Here is a 16,392-nt window from a genome sequence, read left to right on the forward strand (position 1 = left end):
GCTCAGTACGTCACTTCAGAATTGCCGAGGAACTCGTCCGAAATACCCCTGCTGCGGTAGACATCGATCACCGCGCCACGATTTTCCGCGTCGATGGTGGTCTGCTTGCGCGGCCCGATCAGGTCGGCCGGATTGGCCATCTGGGCGGCGAGATTGTTTTGATAGGAGCAGCCGAAATCGGCATAGTGTTTGTTCTCAGACGTCTCCAGCAGGTCATCTGGCCATCGTCCGCATTTGTCGGTCTGGGCCTTCACGGCGATATAGGCGACCCGGATCGGGGCGGATGTCTCGCTCGAGGCAGCCTGATAGGAGACGACCACGATCCGGTTGCGCTTGACGCCCGCGGCAATCGCGAGCCGGGCGAAATCGCGCGCAGCGGCGGCGGCGGCGATCTCGTTGGCCGAGCCGCTCGGAACCTGGATCGTCAGCGTCGGGGCAGCACTCTTGTCATAGCCGTCGAGGAAACCCAGGAGCGTATCGCGCTGCGAGCCGGTCATGCCGCGGTCACCTGCACCGACAGGTAGATCTATCTTTTGGTTCTTCTCGGCGATCACGATCGGATGGTTGGTGCGGTAGTCGTCTGGAATGGCGCCGACGGTGACACTGTCGCGCTGGGCGCAGCCGGCCAGCAATGCCGCCACCGCCACCGCCAGGGCAGGAATGGCGCGCCGGAGAATTCGCGAACGGCCGGAGCGCGTGGTCATGGCGATGGTCCTTGCCTGCAATGCTGACTGAGACATGTCCGCTTCCCCGTTCACTTGTAGATGAAGCCGACGACGCCGTGATAACGGCCGCTGGGCTTGTCCGTCTGCATTGTGCCGTAGACACGATTGACTCGGCCCAGGAACATACCGGCGCCATCGCTGGCGGCGTTGAAATTGTCGTCAGGTTTGGCGAGGTCGTTTCGTGCCACCGGTTTCACCAGATAGGGCGTGATGATGATCACCAGTTCGGTCTCGTTGCGCACGAAGTCTCTGCTTCGGAACAGTGTGCCGAGCACCGGGATCTTTGTCAGCCCGGGCAGGCCGGCGACAGCCTGCCTGACGTCATCGCGGACGAGGCCGGCGATCATCATCGAACCACCTGACGGCAATTCGACGGTCGTGTCGGCAAGTCTCTTGCGGATAGACAACAGCGTGGTTCCGGGCAACCTGCCTGCAGCTTCCAGCGTGGTGGCGCCTTCGGCAGTAGGCTCCGACACGGACGTCCGGACCTTGAGGCTGATCCGACCGGCCGACAGCACAACCGGTTGGAACTCCAGGCCGATGCCGTATTCAAGTTTGTCGTTGGTGTATGTGACCTGCCCTGTCTTGTTCTCGTCCGAAACATTGTTCGTACGGCTGGTGATGAGATTGAACTCGCCACCGACCCTGAATGTTGCCTTCTCACCCGACACGGCGGTGAGGGTCGGCTCCGCCAGCGTCTTCATGACGCCACCTTGCTCCATTGCGTTTAGATACGCCTGAAGCGCCGAGGTGCCGACCGAAGCTCCCGAGAATTGCGAGAGCGGTTTCCCAAGCCCGTATGCCGGGGTGCTCATCGCGTCATAGCTGATGCCGTTGCTACCGCCGCTGCCCACCATGTTGACGCCAAGCTGCTTCATCACGGAGCGGCTGACTTCGGCGACCGTCACCTTGAGCGTGACCTGGTCGTCGCCGATGATCTGCAAAAGATTGACGATTTTCGAGACGCGGCGTTCCTGGTCCGGATTGTTGATGTCGACACCACTCTGGGCCGAGCCGCCGGCCGCGGTCTGCGAATATTGTCCCGTCGTCGCTTCACCGCCCGAGACGAAGATCGTCGCCAGGTCGACGGCGCGTTTGGCGTCCAGCGGCGTGTCGACGGTTCCCGTCAGGACGACGTTGTCGTTCAGCAGTTCGACCTTGATGGACGATGTCGGGATGAAGCGCTTGATATAATCCTCCAGGCCTGCGACGTCGCGTTCGACGGCCAGATCGAGGCTGACGATCTGTTCGCCATTCGGCCCGAACACAAAGATGTTGGTCTCGCCAACCGCCTTGCCGAACAGGTAGATGCGCCTCGCGGTGCGGGTCACCGCATCGGCGACGGTCGGATTGGCGACAAGAATGTCGTAGGCATCACTCGGCAGGTCGATGACCACCGACTTGTTGAGGCCGAGCTTGACGCGCTGGGTGGCCGCCGAAGCCGAAACCTGTGCACTCTTGGCCTCGACAACGCTCTGCACGTTTGTCCCAATGAGCAGCAGGCCGAAAGCCGCTGCCATGATCGCCGGCAGTTTACCGCTTAGCCTCATTTCCTTGCCCCCACTTCGGAAACTTCGCCCGACTTGATCAGCCTGACCGTTCCCTTGCGGCCATTGCCGGAAACGAGATAGTCGGCCTCATCCAAATTCTTTTCCTGGGTGTCCGTGATCGCGCGCAGCGCGAGCGTCAGGCGATCCGCCATCTGCTGGGCGACGGTGATGATCTCCGCCTGCTTGGGCGTCAGTTCCAGCGTGGCGGTCTGGCCCACCCTGGTCTTCTTGCCTTCCTCGTCCTCCTGGATGGTCTGGTCGATCGCCAGGACGCGGATGTTCTTGAGGATGGTTTCGGTGTTGAAGCCGGAGCCGCCGCTGTTGGCATCGGCCCGGCGGGTCATAATGACGTCGACGAAATCATTCGGAAGGATGAAGCCGCCGGCAGAGGTGTCGGCCGATATCGTCGTGGCGACCGCCCGCATGCCGGAGGGCAGGATCGACGACATGAAGCTTTGCCCCTCGCCGATCAGCTTGGAACGCCGCACCGGCTCGCCCGCGTACATCGGCACACGGGCTATGGACCCCTTCAGTTTCTCCAGGGCGTCGGGAGCAGTGGCCTTGGTGATGAAATTGGCGTTGATGCCGTCGACCGGCCAGGATTGCCAGGCAATGTTGTTCTCGAGCTGGCTGCCCATGGTGACATCACCCGACAGGACAAGCACGTCCTGCAATGCCACGGCGGGAGCCGCTGGACCGGACTCGACGATCTGCGGTGGCGGCGCGGCGACCATGTTCTTCGCGACATAGCCAGCACCACCCGCCGCGGCGACCGCCACGCTCAGAATAATCAATCGGGATGCTGGCATCTGTCCGAACCCTCGCCTTGGCAAACCACCTAGCCAGGCCGGACTTTGCAGCGGCAATCGTCAAAACAAGGTTAATGTAATGCTTACGATCGTGATTAATTTAAGGTTTACATAAATTAGCTGTATTGCGCAGCCACGGACAAACAGCCAGCCCCGCTCCGCGGAGCCAGCCGCAACACAGCCAAGGAATGATCGGTAAGGTCAGGCCGCCAGCCTGGCCAGCGCCCAGACCATCAGGGGCGAATCCGGGTAGGTCAGCAATCCGCCCAAACCGAGCGCGATGCCGTAGGGAACCCCGGTCGTCTCGTCCGCGAAGTGACGCAGGAACGGATTGCGGCCGGTAAAAACCGCAAGCGGCGACTTCCGGTAGACGAGAATGGCAAGCGTCAGCAAGCCGCCTATGAAGGTCGAGACCACGAGATACTCGACGAGCTGGATGTTGAGTCCCATCCACACGGCGGTCGCGGCCAGCAGCTTGGCATCACCGCCGCCCATGCCGCCCATTGCAAAGAGGCCGAACGTTGCGGCAAGAACCAGCGCGCCGGCGGCGAAATGCCAGCCATAGGCCGCCCATTCCATGCCGGTCAGCGGCGCAACCAGCGCGAAGACGACGACGAGCAGCACCGGCACGCGATTGGCGATCGTCATCGACAGCATGTCGGAGATCGCGGCGAACAGCATGCAGAACGGGAAGACGACGAAGATCAGGGCTTCAAGCATCGGCGCTATGCCTATTATCGGATTAAGCCGCACTCAATCTAAGCATGTTCGATTAACGATTGATGAGGCCCAGGGCAAAAAGACATTGAATAGAACAAGGGCCGCCAGGTGGCGGCCCTTGTCCAGAACGCAATCCGAGCGCTCAATATACTTGACGTCGTTCAGGGCGTCGGGACGTTGTTCAGGGACGTTCCGATAGCTTCGAACTTGGCGTTGATGGCGTTGCCAAGCGCGCCGGCGCCGACGATGATGGCGAGCGCGATGAGGGCGGCGATCAGACCATATTCGATAGCGGTCGCGCCGGATTCGTCCTTTACGAAACGTGCAATGAGATTAGACATTCGAGAGCTCCTACTCCACGTGTTACAGCACTTCCGTCAACTTCTGTGATGGTTGATCGGATGCTGCCAATCTAGGGAGAAGCTCTTTCGATCGACTTAATAAACAGCCTTACCGATTCCTTTCCCGGTTGGAACATATTGCGTGGTTAACTATGGGCTAAGCGCCGGCCGAGGCGCAATTCCCAGGCAAGCAGCCGCAAAAGAAACAGCTCCGCGGCGCGTATGACGATCGCGGCATATGGCGCCCGGGCCTGCTTAACCGTTGGTTCACCAATCTCGTTCATGTTCCGTTGAACAGTCCGCCCGCCTGGAGCGCGTCAATGGCCGAGCCGAAATCGTCGATCCTGATTGCCGTGCTTCTTGCCGCCGTGAGCTTTGTCATGCCCGCCAGGGCCGACACCGGCATCGAGGTCACCATGAACCAGGCCAAGATCGTCAAACTGTCGCGCCCCGCCGACACGATCGTGGTCGGCAACCCGGCAATCGCCGACGCGTCCGTGCAGGACGCCTCGACGATCGTGCTGACTGGCAAGGGCTTCGGCGTCACCAACCTCGTCGTCCTCGACCAGGATGGCAGCCCGATCATCGATGAACAGATCACCGTCGTGCGGCAGGCGGCCTCGTCGGTGCGCATCTACCGGCGCGCTGAAGTTCAGACCATGTCCTGCACGCCCTATTGCGAAAGCTCCTACAAGAGCGAAGCCGAAAAATCCTCAGAAGCCGAGATGAGCGTCAGCCGGTAGGCACGCGGTCCAGGTTAGCGGGTGGTTAAGGCGCCCGCGGCGACTTTAACGATCATTCAAACCGGACTTCAACTGGTTTGCACTAGTACACCTGCCGAGACCGTCTGGGGATGGGCAGGATCAGAGCATGAGCATCGAATTCGTCTCGACAAGCGACCGCAAGGCAAGACGGGCACGGCTTTTCGCACGCTTCGCCGGCGACCGCCGCGGCAGTACGGCACTGGAATTCGCGCTGCTCGCATTGCCGTTCGCGGTTCTTGTCTTCGCCATCCTGGAAAGCTGCATCTCATTTGCCGGCCAGGAAGTTATGGCCAACATCACCGACGACATCGCGCGCAAATTGCGCACCGGGCAGTTGAGACCGGCCGACGTCGCCGGGGACAAGTTGAAGACCATGATCTGCGACAAACTGAAGATCATCGTCTCGCAGGATTGCCCAAATCAGCTGGACGTGGACCTTCGCGCATATACCACGTTCGCCGACGCGGCCACGGCCAGCTTCAAGATCGAGAATGGCGAGATCATCTTGATGCAAGGCGCCAACTCGCAGCCCTTCGCGACCACGCCGGGCCTGGCAGAATCGAAGAACATGCTGCGGGTCTTCTACAAATGGCCCGTCATGACCGATCTTCTGGCTCAGTCGATGGGCGGTAACAAGACACTGCATTTTGCATCGGTGACCTGGCAGAACGAGCCATTCGACAACTGAGTTCGCGGCGAAAGCAAAGCCAAGAAAAAGGGACGGGCATGATGCGTGCGGGGGCACATCCAGAAATTGCAGGACGCTGGGGGAAGTGGGTCGGTTTCATACGCGATCGCCGTGGCATCGCGGCGGTCGAGTTCGCTCTCATCGTGCCAATCCTGCTGATCATGTATTTCATCACCATGGAGGCTTCGCAGGCCATCGAGACCAGCAAGAAGGTCAGCCGCATCGGCAGCATGGTCGCGGATCTGGTCACGCAGCAGCCGACCATCGTCAAGGCGGATCTGGATGCCATCATGAAGATCGGCACCTCCACCTTGCAGCCGTACAATCGCTCGAAGCCGGATATCACCATCACGGCAATACAGGTCACAACCGACACGCCGCCCAGGGTGAACGTGGTGTGGTCGCGCAAGGTGGTCAATGGTGCTTACAGTATCGGCACCGCCCTGCCCGCAACCACTACGGTTCCGGCAACGCTCAGGGTCGCAGGCACCTTTCTCATTCGTGTCGAAAGCAAACTTGGTTACAAACCGATCATCACCTGGTCCGCAGACAGCTCACAGACGGCCGGATTGACGACGGTCTTCAACAACATATCGATGGGCGAGACCTATTATCTGCGTCCGCGCAGAAGCCTGACGATCCCCTGCGGCGACTGCTGACGACCCTATCGCCGCACGCCACCGTCCGACACCAGACGCACGATGGCGTGCGCCATCTCGTAATCCTTGGGAACCACGGTGGCGAAACCGCCGGAATGCCTCGATTCCAGCAGGTCGTAGATGTCGGGCGTCGTCGATTTGAGATTGGTCAGGAAAACCGCCAACCGGCGCTTGGCTTCCGGGTCGAGATCGCTACGCACCGCGTGAGGACCGTATCTCAGCAAACCCGACGTCCATACGACTTGAAGGGCGGTCGCCGAAAGCCCGGCGGCTTCGAGCCTTGCCTGCGTGCCCGATAGTCTTGGCTCGCCGTCGGCCGCCGCCGTCGCCCAGCCGAACAAGGCATCGGCCTGGCCATCGACCAGCATTCCTTCCGCGGCCGAGGCGGAATCGGCGCGAACCAGAAACGATGCATCCTCTGCGATCTTGACGTGCTCGGCGGCCAGTCCGGCCAATGGCAAAAGAGAACCAATGCTGTCCGCCGGCGGCATGGCGATCCGGTGGGTTTCCATCGCCGCCAGGCTGGGCACCTTGCCTTCCTTCGTCAGCAGCACGGCGCGGATGCCGACCGCGCCATCGGAATCGACCGGAGCCACGAGCGGTTCGACGCACTCGCAGCGTCTTGACGCCGTTGCGTAGGCGGTCGCCGAGTAGACGGCATATTCGATGCGGGCATTGGCCTGCGCATCGATCAGCGCGGCATAGTCGCGGGCAACGACGAACTCCACCTTCATGCCCAGCGCGTTGGTAAAGGCCTCGGTCAACCGCGCCAGGCCTGGAACGGTGTTGGCTGCGCCGGGTTCGGCGACGATGCCGATGCGAAACGTGCCGATATCGTCACGCCAGTCGGCGCGCGCCGAGCCGGACCAGACCGCGCCTTGCGCGATCATGAGAGCGGCGCATGCCTTCAGGGCAGCTTTCATGGGAGACCCGGTCCTGCGATCCGTCAGTGAATTGGTTCCGGACTATCGCGCCGAGCGGTTGCCGTTTGGTTTCCGAATTGCCAATGCCGCCGTGGAACCCTATGTCTGGATGCTCAAACCGGCAACAATGTTCTCATGGCGCGTGCTTTCCTCTTCGTCCTGGATTCCTTCGGCATAGGCGGCGCCGCCGACGCCGAACGCTACGGCGATGCCGGTGCCAACACCTTCGCCCATATCACCGAGGCCTGTGCGGAAGGCCGCGCCGATCGTGAAGGACTTCGCCAGGGACCGTTGTTTGTTCCCAACATGGCGTCGCTCGGACTTGGCAAGGCTGCCGAGACCGCGACGGGGCTGGGCTTTGCCTCTTTCGGGACGGATCTCGTCGCCAATGCCTTCCACGGTGCCGCCCAGGAGGTTTCGAGCGGCAAGGACACGCCATCCGGCCATTGGGAGATAGCAGGCCTGCCGGTACGTTTCGACTGGGGCTACTTTCCCGACACGGTCCCGGCCTTTCCCTCCGAACTGACCGAGGCCATCATCCGCGAAGGCAAGGTGCCGGGCATTCTCGGCAACTGCCATGCGCCTGGTACCGAGATCATCGAACGGTTCGGCGAGGAGCACGTCCGCACGGGCAAGCCAATCTGCTACACCTCCGTGGACTCAGTCCTGCAAGTCGCCGCGCACGAGGTCCATTTCGGCCTGGAGCGGCTCTACGAATTCTGCAAGGTGGTGCGTCGCCTGGTTGATCCGTTGAGGATCGGAAGGGTGATCGCGCGACCGTTCGTCGGCGAGACGGCAGCCACTTTCGAGCGGACCTACAATCGACACGACTACGCCGTGCCGCCACCCGAGCCGACATTGCTCGACCGGCTGACGGCGCGTGGCAGCCGCGTCATCGCCGTCGGCAAGATCGGCGACATCTTTGCCCATCGGGGGATTTCGGAAGTGCGCAAGGCCGCGGGCAACATGGCCATGTTCGACCAGGCGCTTGATGCAATGGATGCGGCCCGCGACGGCGATCTCGTCTTCGCCAATTTCGTCGATTTCGACACCGAGTTCGGCCATCGCCGCGATGTTGCAGGTTATGCCGCCGCGCTCGAGGCCTTCGACCGGCGACTGCCGGAAGCATTCGCGAGATTGCGACAGGGCGATCTGCTGATCCTGACGGCCGACCATGGCAACGACCCGACCTGGCGCGGCACCGACCACACACGCGAACGCATTCCGGTGATCGGCATCGGACCAGGTCTGACGGGCGGCGACATCGGGCTGAGAACGACATTCTGCGACATTGGTGAAACCGTGGCCGAACATCTCGGGTTGGCGCACGGCCGCTACGGCACTTCCTTTTACCCGGATATGGGCGGCCATGCCTGAATTGCCCGAGGTCGAGACGGTCCGGCGCGGGCTGGAGCCGGTTCTGGAGGGTGCCCGCATCATCCGCGCCGAGGCACGCCGGCCGGACCTGCGTTTTCCATTCCCCGAAAAATTCGCCGAGCGGCTGACCGGCAAGACGATCACGGCGCTCGGACGCCGAGCCAAATATCTGACGATGGATCTCGAAGGCGGTCCCGCCCTGATCTGCCATCTCGGCATGTCGGGCTCGTTTCGCATCGAGACGGCCGACGCTGCCGAAATGCCCGGCGTGTTCCATCACGAGCGGTCGAAGAGTTCGACGCACGACCATGTCATCTTCGACGTCGCCTCTCGGGACGGCACCCGCTCGCGCGTGGTTTTCAACGATCCGCGTCGCTTCGGCTTCATGCTGTTTTGCGAAGGGCCGCCGGACACCCATCCGATGCTGGCGGGGCTCGGCGTCGAACCCACCGGCAATGCGCTTGACGGAGTGCTGCTGGCCTCACTGCTGAAGGGCCGGAAATCGCCGCTGAAGGCCGCTCTTCTCGACCAGAGATTGATAGCCGGGCTCGGCAACATCTATGTCTCGGAGGCGCTATGGCGCGCCGGGCTGTCGCCGCTGCGCGAGGCGGGCACGATAGCCAAAGCCGGCAAGAAAGCGGGTGAGCAAAGCCGGGGGCTTGCCGTGGCGGTCCGCTCGGTCATCGCAGATGCCATTGCGGCCGGCGGATCGTCGCTGCGCGACTACATGCAGACCGACGGTTCGCTGGGCTATTTCCAGCACTCCTTCGCGGTGTATGACCGGGAGGGCGAATCCTGCTCCAAGCCTGGCTGCGGCGGCCATATCGAGCGCATCACGCAGAGCGGCCGCTCGACCTTCTATTGCCGGACCTGTCAGCGGTGAGCTAGATCGATCTTCAATTGCCTGGAAGAGGAGCCGAAGCCATGGCCTATGAAACGATCGTCGTTGAAACCAGGGGCAAGGTCGGGCTGATCACCTTGAACCGGCCGAAGGCGCTCAATGCGCTGAATTCCCAGGTCATGGCGGAATTGGTGGCCGCGGTAAACGTGTTCGGGGCAGATGACGGCATCGGCGCGATGGTCGTCACCGGTTCCGAGAAGGCCTTCGCCGCAGGCGCCGACATCAAGGAAATGCAGTCGATTTCCTACGTCGATGCCTACATCAAGGACTTTTTCGTCGGCTGGGAAGAGTTGACCCGGGCGCGCAAGCCGATCATCGCGGCGGTGGCCGGCTATGCGCTGGGCGGCGGCTGCGAACTGGCGATGATGTGCGACTTCATCATCGCCGCCGACACGGCAAAATTCGGCCAGCCCGAAATCACGCTCGGCGTCATTCCCGGCATGGGCGGCTCACAACGCCTGACCCGGTTCGTCGGCAAGTCGAAGGCGATGGACATGTGCCTGACCGGGCGGATGATGGATGCCGCGGAGGCCGAGCGTTCCGGCCTGGTCTCGCGCGTCGTGCCTGCCGGCGAGCTTGTCGAGGAGGCCGTCAAGGCGGCGGCCAAGATCGCCGATTTTTCGCTGCCGTCGGTGATGATGGCAAAGGAAGCCGTCAACCGAACCTATGAAACGACGCTCGCTGAGGGGCTGCGGTTCGAACGTCGACTGTTCCATTCGCTGTTTGCGCTCGACGACCAGAAGGAAGGCATGGCGGCCTTCGCCGAGAAGCGCAAGCCGAATTTCACCAATCGCTGACAGCGCACCTCCGGGGGCCAAGTGCTTCGGCGTGGCTAAAAAAATGCTCCGGCGCGACGACAGCCAAAAAGAACGCCAGCCAGCGTTGACGCGCCGGGAAAGCTGAACTATAAGCCGCACCAACCGAGGCGGCCCTGTGGCTGCCCGTTTGTTTTTTGTGCCCTGCGGCATGCCGCATGCGCCGACCAGATCAGAAGAGAGGCATCATGGCCAATACATCCTCGGCCAAAAAGGCAACGCGCAAGATCGTCCGCCGCGCGGCGATCAACAAAAACCGCCGCTCGCGCGTCCGCACTTATGTGCGCCAGGTCGAGGAGGCGCTCGCCTCCGGCGACAAGGCCGCCGCGCAGGCGGCTTTCAAGGCCGCTGAGCCGGAATTGATGCGCGCCGCGACAAAGGGCGTGATCCACAAGAACACCGCGGCCCGCAAGGTTTCGCGGCTGGCCCAGCGCCTCAAGGTGCTGTCGGCCTGACGTCCCTTTCCGGACTGATCTTCTGAGAACCCGGCCGATAGTGCCGGGTTTTTTCGTTTGCCGGCAAGCACTTAAAAAGAATACTCGGAAACGGCGTCGAAAGCGGAGTTTGCGGTCCGAAATGCTTTGCCGGCATATGCGTGTCGGCTGATGGTCCAGATACTTGAAAAGTGTCGGCTAAAAAATTCTCCCTCCGCAGAAATAATCAATATTTCCCAGCTAGTTACAGATAGTCATCCACACGTTGTCCACAGCGCGGCGAAGCGCCAGGAGAACAACTGGCTGTCAAGCGATTTATTTCACAAAATTTCGCGCCAGCCCGGCTTTTTCATATTCGCCGGAAAAGGGTTTGAATCACAATGGCTTTGTCAAACTATAGTGCTGCCGCATGGCGCTTCGGCGCGCCGGACCTAACCAGATTCCTTAAAAATCCGTTAGACGTGGCCTTGCCCTATCCACAGCGATTTCGGTAATGTCGGTCCATCGAAAGGGATGGGCCGGGTGGCCCTGACCCAGCCTGAATGGGCCAGCTTAAATTGGCGGGGTTTGTGGCGCGGATCAAGTCCGCGGACAGGTTTGGTTTGCTCTTTTTCGATACGGTAGGGGACTGGCGTAACTATACATGGCAGGTCGACAGCGCCGGCGATTTTCGCCGGACGGTGTTGCATTGTTCTGACATACCCAACACGGACTGGCTTCCATGGGCCGGCACCGGTTCCCTGGATAATGGGCGACGTTCATCTGCCGGCGGCGGCAGCGGGCGTCGCAGCAAAGCGCAGTCGCTGGAACACGGATGCAGGAGGCGCATCCCCGGCGGAAAAACAGGTACAGAGACAAGGAACTCGATCATGCAGAGCGGCGTCGAAAGGGAGCTTACCAATGACATCCCATTTTCAGGAAATCTGATCGGAGCTGATGAGATGGCGGCTTCCAGCGACGCGGAACAGAAGTTCGACCGGGTCAAGGCCCAGTTGAAGGCGCGGTTGGGAACCGAAGTCTATTCGAGCTGGTTCGGGCGCATGAAGGTCGCGGAGGCTTCAAAGGGCATCGTTCGCATTTCGGTGCCCACTGCCTTCCTGCGCTCGTGGATCAACGGCCATTATCTCGACCTTATCTGCGAGCTTTGGAAGCACGAGGATCCCGAGATCCTCAAGATCGAGATCATCGTGCGCACAGCCACCCGCCAGGGGCGCAGCCATGCCGAACCGGAATTGGCGCCGGCGCGCAAGATGACGCGACAAACGCAGACGGCGCTGGCCGCCGGCACCGTAAGCCCCGGCAGGCTGGAGCGGGCTCCGGCGCCGCGCCCGGGCATGCCGGCCGAGAGCGAGTTCCGCCACAATGTGCTAGGATCGCCGCTCGATCCGCGTTACACGTTCGCCTCTTTCATCGAAGGGCCGTCGAACCGGGTGGCCTTCGCCGCGGCCAAGGCCGTGGCGGAATCGCAGTCGAGCGCGGTGCGCTTCAACCCGCTCTTCCTTCATGCGACGGTCGGCCTCGGCAAGACCCATTTGTTGCAGGCTATCGCCGCGGAATCGCTGAAGCAGAACCCGAAATCGCGCGTCGTCTACCTGACGGCGGAATATTTCATGTGGCGCTTCGCCACCGCGATCCGCGACAACAATGCCTTGACGCTCAAGGAACAGCTTCGCGATATCGACCTGCTCATCATCGACGACATGCAATTCCTGCAGGGCAAGTCGATCCAGCACGAATTCTGCCATCTGATCAACATGCTGCTCGACAGCGCCAAGCAGGTCGTCGTCGCCGCCGACCGGCCCCCGTCGGAACTGGAATCCCTCGAACCGCGGGTCCGCTCGCGCCTCAATGGCGGCGTCGCGCTCGAAATGTCGGCCCCCGATTTCGCCATGCGCCTGGGCATGCTCAAGCTGCGCCTCGCCACCGCCAGGCACGACGACGCTTCCCTCGACATCTCCGACGAGATCCTCAATCACGTCGCCCGCACGGTGACCGGCAGCGGCCGCGAACTGGAAGGCGCCTTCAATCAACTCCTGTTCCGCCAGTCGTTCGAGCCGCAGATCACCATCGATCGCATCGACGAGATCCTCGGCCATATCTACCGCACCGGCGAGCCGAAGCGGGTCCGTATCGAGGATATTCAGCGCATCGTCGCGCGGCACTACAATGTGTCGAAGACCGAGTTGCTGTCCAACAGGCGCACGCGCACCATCGTCAAGCCGAGGCAGGTCGCCATGTATCTGTCCAAGGTGATGACGCCGCGCTCGCTGCCCGAGATCGGGCGGCGCTTCGGCGGCCGCGACCACACAACGGTGCTGCACGCAGTGCGCAAGATCGAGGATCTTTCCGGCGGCGACAACACGCTGGCGCAGGAACTGGAACTGTTGAGACGGTTGATCAACGACCAGGCCTGAGCCGTTCGAAAACGCCTGGCGGCGTGCTTCGCCGCCTTTATCCCCAGAAAGCCCGCGTAGCCGGCCCGAACCGGTCGCGCGGGCTTGCGTTTGCTGGTTTTTTCCTGTCAGTTTACGCAGATTCTGAAGCCTGTTCAGACCTTTCGCGGGACGCCGCCAGCCGGAGACCCGCTCATTCATTCAAGCGAGCCTGGTTCGTCATGCGTGTTATCCTGGAACGGTCAAATCTCCTGAAGTCGCTCAACCACGTCCACCGCGTGGTCGAACGGCGCAACACCATACCGATCCTGTCCAACGTGCTGCTCAGCGCCGAAGGCGCCAGCCTGGAAATGAAGGCCACCGACCTCGACCTGGAGGTGACGGAAGCGACGCCGGCCAAGGTCGAGCGGGGTGGCGCGACGACGGTTCCGGCGCATCTGCTCTACGACATCGTGCGCAAGCTTTCCGACGGTGCCGAGGTGATGCTGAAGACGGACGAGGACGGCAACGCCATGACGGTGACCTCCGGCCGCTCGAGCTTCCGCCTGCAATGCCTGCCGCAATCGGACTTCCCCGAGCTTTCGGCCGGATCCTTCTCGCATATCTTCCGGCTCGACTCGGTCGCGCTCAAGGGGCTGATCGAGAAGACCCAGTTCGCCATCTCCACCGAGGAGACGCGCTATTATCTCAACGGCATCTATCTTCACACACATGAGGTCGGCGGCAAGCTGAAGCTGCGCTCGGTGGCGACCGACGGCCATCGCCTGGCGCGCGCCGAGATCGATGCGCCGGCGGGTTCCGAAGGCATGCCGGGCATCATCATACCGCGCAAGACGGTCAGCGAATTGCAGAAGCTGGTCGATGATCCCGACGTGGCGGTCACCACCGAACTGTCGGACACCAAGATCCGCTTCACCATCGGCAGCGTCATCCTGACTTCCAAGCTGATCGACGGCACCTTCCCCGATTATCAGCGGGTCATTCCCACCGGCAACGACAAGAAGCTGATCATCGACCGCCAGAGCTTCGCGGCCGCCGTCGACCGCGTCTCGACCATCTCCTCCGAACGCGGGCGCGCGGTGAAGCTTTCGATCAGTGAGGGCCAGGTGACGCTTGCGGTCAACAATCCGGATTCGGGCAGCGCCACCGAGGAGTTGGCCGCCGACTATTCAGCCGACCCGATCGAGATCGGCTTCAACGCCAAGTACCTGCTCGACGTTGCCGCACAATTGACCGGTTCAGAGGCCCGGTTCATGTTGGCCGACGCCGGTTCGCCAACGCTGATCCACGACATGGCCGATGAAACCGCGCTTTATGTGCTGATGCCGATGCGGGTGTAGAGCAGTAGCGGTTGCCGGCACAAACCCATATAAGTAAGCTTACACTTACCAATTTCCGCAACTATGCGGCGCTGTCGGTCGAGCTTGAGCCGGGCGCGGTGGTGTTTTCCGGTGACAATGGCGCTGGCAAAACCAATCTGCTGGAAGCGATTTCCCTGTTGACGCCGGGCCGCGGCCTGCGCCGCGCGCCTTACGCGGACGTCGCGCGTGAGGGCGGTGACGGCGGCTTTGCGCTGCACGCACGGCTCGACGGACCTGACGGCCAAGTCGAGATAGGGACGGGCATTTCGGGTGGCGACAGTCTTGGCGAGGGCGGCAGACGGGTGCGCATCAACGGCGCCACGGCGCGATCCGCCGAGGACATGCTGGAATGGCTGCGCGTCGTGTGGCTGACGCCGGCCATGGATGCTCTGTTCACCGGACCGGCCGCGGACCGCCGGCGCTTTCTCGACCGGCTGGTGCTGGCGATCGATCCAGGCCACGGACAGCGCGCCCTCGACTATGAAAAGGCGATGCGCGGCCGGAACCGGTTGCTGACGGAAGGTTCGCGGGATTTGAGCTGGTTCGAGGCGATCGAGATGCAGATGGCCGAGACGGGCGTGGCGATCGCCGCGGCGCGCGCCGAAATGGTGCGCCTTCTGGCCGCCATGATCGACAGGCTGCCCGACAGCGGCCCGTTTCCGCAGGCCGATATCGGCCTGTCGGGCGATCTGGAAGCCGAGATCGCCACCATGCCGGCTGTCGACGTCGAGGAGCGGTTCCGCCGCACGCTCGCCGGGGGCCGCGACCGCGACCTCGCCGCCGGGCGCACGCTCGAGGGCCCGCACCGCTCCGATCTCGTGGTCCGGCACCGACCCAAGGCGATGCCGGCGGCGCTGTGTTCGACCGGCGAACAGAAAGCCTTGCTTGTCGGCATTGTCCTGTCGCATGCCAGATTGACCGGCGAGATGTCCGGCTTGACGCCAATCCTGCTGCTCGACGAGATCGCGGCACATCTCGATGGTGGCCGGCGTGCGGCGCTGTTCTCGATCCTGGAGGAATTGAACTGCCAGGCTTTCATGACGGGAACCGATGCTGCGCTGTTTTCCAGCCTGGCGGGCCGGGCGCAGTTCCTGATCGTGGATCACGGCACGGTCGCGCCGATGGCTGTGTGAGCACCTGACAAGGTTTTTCTCCCGCTATATGGTCGAGCCATGATCGCCACCGCCCTCACCGACGAAGAACTCGAACGCTATGCCCGCCACATCGTGCTGCCCGAAATTGGCGGCGCCGGCCAGCAGCGCCTGAAGCGCGCGCGGGTGCTGGTCATCGGCGCCGGCGGATTGGGCGCACCAGTGCTTGAATATCTTGCCGCAGCCGGCGTCGGCACGCTCGGCGTGATCGACGACGACACGGTTTCGCTCTCCAACCTGCAGCGGCAGGTGATTCACGGCACGGACACTGTCGGCATGCTGAAAACCCACAGCGCCAAGGCGGCAATCGCCCGCATCAATCCCAACACCGCTGTCGAAATCCACACATTGCGCCTGACCGCGGACAATGCCCAAGCCCTCGTCGCCCGTTACGACGTGGTCGTCGACGGGTCCGACAATTTCGAGACGCGCTATGTCGTGGCCGATGCCTGCGCGGCGGAGGGAAAGCCGCTGGTGCACGCCGCCGTGGGCCGTTTCGATGGCTCCGTGACCGTGCTGATGCCGTTCCAAGCCGATAGGGACGGCACCTCCAACCCCGGCTACCGCGACCTCTTCCCGGAGGCCCCACCGCCGGGTCTGGTGCCGTCCTGTGCCGAGGCCGGGGTGCTTGGCGTGCTGACTGGGGTGATTGGCACGTTGCAGGCGATGGAAGCCATCAAGCTGATCACCGGCATTGGCGAGCCGCTGATCGGACGACTGCTGCTCTACGACGCGCTGGCCGCGCGTTTCGAGACCATCCGCTACAAGAGACGAAACTGAC

The 16,392-nt window shown here is 62.3% G+C and carries 17 protein-coding genes; 11 read left to right on the forward strand and 6 right to left on the reverse strand.

Annotated features, from left to right (window positions below):
* Window positions 1-2 precede the first annotated feature (2 nt).
* From LB545_RS15630 to LB545_RS15650, 5 genes are all read right to left on the reverse strand, one after another.
* Window positions 3-740: a CpaD family pilus assembly protein gene (locus LB545_RS15630; protein ID WP_140674036.1), complete on the reverse strand. Its 738-nt coding sequence runs from the start codon at window positions 738-740 to the stop codon at window positions 3-5.
* A gap of 14 nt (window positions 741-754) precedes the next feature.
* Window positions 755-2,275 carry a type II and III secretion system protein family protein gene (locus LB545_RS15635; protein ID WP_224705417.1) on the reverse strand — a complete coding sequence of 507 codons (1,521 nt, stop codon included), beginning with the start codon at window positions 2,273-2,275 and terminating at the stop codon, window positions 755-757.
* The gene (cpaB, locus tag LB545_RS15640; RefSeq protein ID WP_140523901.1) at window positions 2,272-3,084 is read right to left on the reverse strand and encodes a Flp pilus assembly protein CpaB; all 813 of its coding nucleotides are present in this window, start codon (window positions 3,082-3,084) and stop codon (window positions 2,272-2,274) included. The genes LB545_RS15635 and cpaB overlap by 4 nt, the downstream gene beginning before the upstream one ends.
* A gap of 201 nt (window positions 3,085-3,285) precedes the next feature.
* The gene (locus tag LB545_RS15645; RefSeq protein ID WP_140513204.1) at window positions 3,286-3,804 is read right to left on the reverse strand and encodes a prepilin peptidase; all 519 of its coding nucleotides are present in this window, start codon (window positions 3,802-3,804) and stop codon (window positions 3,286-3,288) included.
* A gap of 161 nt (window positions 3,805-3,965) precedes the next feature.
* Window positions 3,966-4,145 (reverse strand): Flp family type IVb pilin, encoded by a 180-nt coding sequence (locus LB545_RS15650; protein WP_140496730.1) that lies wholly within the window; start codon window positions 4,143-4,145, stop codon window positions 3,966-3,968.
* 320 nt (window positions 4,146-4,465) lie between these two features.
* Here LB545_RS15650 and LB545_RS15655 point away from each other — a divergent pair, with 320 nt between their 5' ends.
* From LB545_RS15655 to LB545_RS15665, 3 genes are all read left to right on the forward strand, one after another.
* A complete protein-coding gene (locus tag LB545_RS15655) occupies window positions 4,466-4,888 on the forward strand; it encodes a pilus assembly protein N-terminal domain-containing protein (RefSeq protein WP_140496732.1) in 423 nt (140 codons plus the stop codon).
* Window positions 4,889-5,015: 127 nt separating this feature from the next.
* Complete coding sequence (locus tag LB545_RS15660) at window positions 5,016-5,597, forward strand: TadE/TadG family type IV pilus assembly protein (RefSeq protein WP_140513202.1); 582 nt, start codon at window positions 5,016-5,018, stop codon at window positions 5,595-5,597.
* Between the two features lie 38 nt (window positions 5,598-5,635).
* The gene (locus LB545_RS15665) at window positions 5,636-6,256 is read left to right on the forward strand and encodes a TadE/TadG family type IV pilus assembly protein (RefSeq protein WP_140523898.1); all 621 of its coding nucleotides are present in this window, start codon (window positions 5,636-5,638) and stop codon (window positions 6,254-6,256) included.
* Window positions 6,257-6,261: 5 nt separating this feature from the next.
* On the opposite strand, the gene LB545_RS15670 is transcribed toward LB545_RS15665, so the two are convergent.
* Window positions 6,262-7,179 carry a phosphate/phosphite/phosphonate ABC transporter substrate-binding protein gene (locus LB545_RS15670; RefSeq protein ID WP_140560883.1) on the reverse strand — a complete coding sequence of 306 codons (918 nt, stop codon included), beginning with the start codon at window positions 7,177-7,179 and terminating at the stop codon, window positions 6,262-6,264.
* A gap of 135 nt (window positions 7,180-7,314) precedes the next feature.
* Between LB545_RS15670 and LB545_RS15675 the strand changes: the two genes are divergently transcribed.
* The 8 genes from LB545_RS15675 to LB545_RS15710 all read left to right on the forward strand — a co-directional run bounded on the left by LB545_RS15675 (window position 7,315) and on the right by LB545_RS15710 (window position 16,391).
* Complete coding sequence (locus LB545_RS15675) at window positions 7,315-8,556, forward strand: phosphopentomutase (RefSeq protein WP_140560884.1); 1,242 nt, start codon at window positions 7,315-7,317, stop codon at window positions 8,554-8,556.
* Window positions 8,549-9,439 (forward strand): bifunctional DNA-formamidopyrimidine glycosylase/DNA-(apurinic or apyrimidinic site) lyase, encoded by an 891-nt coding sequence (mutM, locus tag LB545_RS15680; protein ID WP_140560885.1) that lies wholly within the window; start codon window positions 8,549-8,551, stop codon window positions 9,437-9,439. Before LB545_RS15675 ends, mutM begins: the two co-directional genes overlap by 8 nt.
* Before the next feature lie 41 nt (window positions 9,440-9,480).
* Complete coding sequence (locus LB545_RS15685) at window positions 9,481-10,254, forward strand: enoyl-CoA hydratase (protein ID WP_140560886.1); 774 nt, start codon at window positions 9,481-9,483, stop codon at window positions 10,252-10,254.
* Window positions 10,255-10,460: 206 nt separating this feature from the next.
* A complete protein-coding gene (gene rpsT / locus LB545_RS15690) occupies window positions 10,461-10,727 on the forward strand; it encodes a 30S ribosomal protein S20 (RefSeq protein WP_140496747.1) in 267 nt (88 codons plus the stop codon).
* 848 nt (window positions 10,728-11,575) lie between these two features.
* Complete coding sequence (dnaA, locus tag LB545_RS15695; RefSeq protein WP_140496749.1) at window positions 11,576-13,120, forward strand: chromosomal replication initiator protein DnaA; 1,545 nt, start codon at window positions 11,576-11,578, stop codon at window positions 13,118-13,120.
* A 200-nt stretch (window positions 13,121-13,320) separates the two neighbouring features.
* On the forward strand, window positions 13,321-14,439 hold the full coding sequence (gene dnaN / locus LB545_RS15700; protein ID WP_140496751.1) for a DNA polymerase III subunit beta: 1,119 nt from the start codon (window positions 13,321-13,323) through the stop codon (window positions 14,437-14,439).
* A gap of 11 nt (window positions 14,440-14,450) precedes the next feature.
* The gene (recF, locus tag LB545_RS15705; protein ID WP_140896334.1) at window positions 14,451-15,593 is read left to right on the forward strand and encodes a DNA replication/repair protein RecF; all 1,143 of its coding nucleotides are present in this window, start codon (window positions 14,451-14,453) and stop codon (window positions 15,591-15,593) included.
* Between the two features lie 39 nt (window positions 15,594-15,632).
* Window positions 15,633-16,391, forward strand: coding sequence for a molybdopterin-synthase adenylyltransferase MoeB (locus LB545_RS15710; RefSeq protein ID WP_140560889.1), 759 nt, complete (start codon window positions 15,633-15,635; stop codon window positions 16,389-16,391).
* Window position 16,392 lies beyond the last annotated feature (1 nt).

This window comes from Mesorhizobium sp. BR1-1-6, assembly GCF_020165355.1.
Classification (GTDB): domain Bacteria; phylum Pseudomonadota; class Alphaproteobacteria; order Rhizobiales; family Rhizobiaceae; genus Mesorhizobium.